This is a genomic window from Alkalicoccobacillus murimartini, assembly GCF_030813245.1.
Classification (GTDB): domain Bacteria; phylum Bacillota; class Bacilli; order Bacillales; family Bacillaceae_D; genus Alkalicoccobacillus; species Alkalicoccobacillus murimartini.
On the sequence record NZ_JAUSUA010000014.1, the window covers coordinates 1 to 1,112 of the forward strand.

General features: G+C 49.2%; 9 tRNA genes and 1 rRNA gene. All 10 read left to right on the forward strand.

The annotated features are described in order from the left end of the window. Positions 1–92: ribosomal RNA gene (gene rrf, locus J2S05_RS20420) — 5S ribosomal RNA — on the forward strand; the annotation flags it as partial. Positions 93–113: 21 nt separating this feature from the next. Next, positions 114–189, forward strand: a tRNA-Val gene (locus J2S05_RS20425). Positions 190–193: 4 nt separating this feature from the next. Next, positions 194–266, forward strand: a tRNA-Thr gene (locus J2S05_RS20430). Positions 267–314: 48 nt separating this feature from the next. Next, positions 315–387: transfer RNA gene (locus J2S05_RS20435), tRNA-Lys, on the forward strand. 15 nt (positions 388–402) lie between these two features. Beyond that, positions 403–484, forward strand: a tRNA-Leu gene (locus J2S05_RS20440). 10 nt (positions 485–494) lie between these two features. Then, a tRNA-Gly gene (locus J2S05_RS20445) sits at positions 495–569 on the forward strand. 30 nt (positions 570–599) lie between these two features. Continuing rightward, a tRNA-Leu gene (locus J2S05_RS20450) sits at positions 600–688 on the forward strand. A gap of 12 nt (positions 689–700) precedes the next feature. Beyond that, positions 701–777, forward strand: a tRNA-Arg gene (locus J2S05_RS20455). 6 nt (positions 778–783) lie between these two features. Next, positions 784–860, forward strand: a tRNA-Pro gene (locus J2S05_RS20460). Positions 861–870: 10 nt separating this feature from the next. Continuing rightward, a tRNA-Ala gene (locus J2S05_RS20465) sits at positions 871–946 on the forward strand. Positions 947–1,112: the final 166 nt, after the last annotated feature.

Sequence of the window (1,112 nt, forward strand, 5' to 3'; positions counted from 1 at the left end):
ACACCCGTTCCCATGCCGAACACGGCCGTTAAGCTCTTCTGCGTCAATGGTAGTTGGGGGCTTCCCCCTGCGAGAGTAGAACGTTGCCGGGCTTTACATATTCATATTCCCTTGGAGGATTAGCTCAGCTGGGAGAGCATCTGCCTTACAAGCAGAGGGTCGGCGGTTCGAGCCCGTCATCCTCCACCATAGAGCCGGCCTAGCTCAATTGGTAGAGCAACTGACTTGTAATCAGTAGGTTGGGGGTTCAAGTCCTCTGGCCGGCACTGTAAATTGCTTTCGTTGCTGTAAAAGTTTACATTTCTCATTTATATGAGCCATTAGCTCAGTTGGTAGAGCATCTGACTTTTAATCAGAGGGTCGAAGGTTCGAATCCTTCATGGCTCACTTTTAATTTTATACGCGGGTGTGGCGGAATTGGCAGACGCGCTAGATTTAGGATCTAGTGTCTTATGACGTGGGGGTTCAAGTCCCTTCACCCGCATTATTTCTTTGCGGAAGTAGTTCAGTGGTAGAACATCACCTTGCCAAGGTGGGGGTCGCGAGTTCGAATCTCGTCTTCCGCTCCAAATTTTTTTGCTTATATGTCCTTACCTCATGCCGGGGTGGTGGAATGGGCAGACACACAGGACTTAAAATCCTGCGGTAAGTGATTACCGTGCCGGTTCAAGTCCGGCCCTCGGCACCATAGAATAAATATGCGCCCGTAGCTCAACTGGATAGAGTACTTGACTACGAATCAAGCGGTTAGAGGTTCGACTCCTCTCGGGCGCGCCATATATACGGGAAGTAGCTCAGCTTGGTAGAGCACTTGGTTTGGGACCAAGGGGTCGCAGGTTCAAATCCTGTCTTCCCGACCATCTTCATTATGGGGCCTTAGCTCAGCTGGGAGAGCGCCTGCCTTGCACGCAGGAGGTCAGCGGTTCGATCCCGCTAGGCTCCACCAAATATCTTTTCAAAAAAAGATGTTGACAAGCCTTACGAGGTTTGGTAATATAGAAAAGTCGCCAAAACAGCGATAAACAAGTTCTTTGAAAACTGAACAAAAGCCAAGCGTACGAAGAGATACACGGTATCTCATAGTAACAAAAAAAGTCGCAGTTCATTCTGTG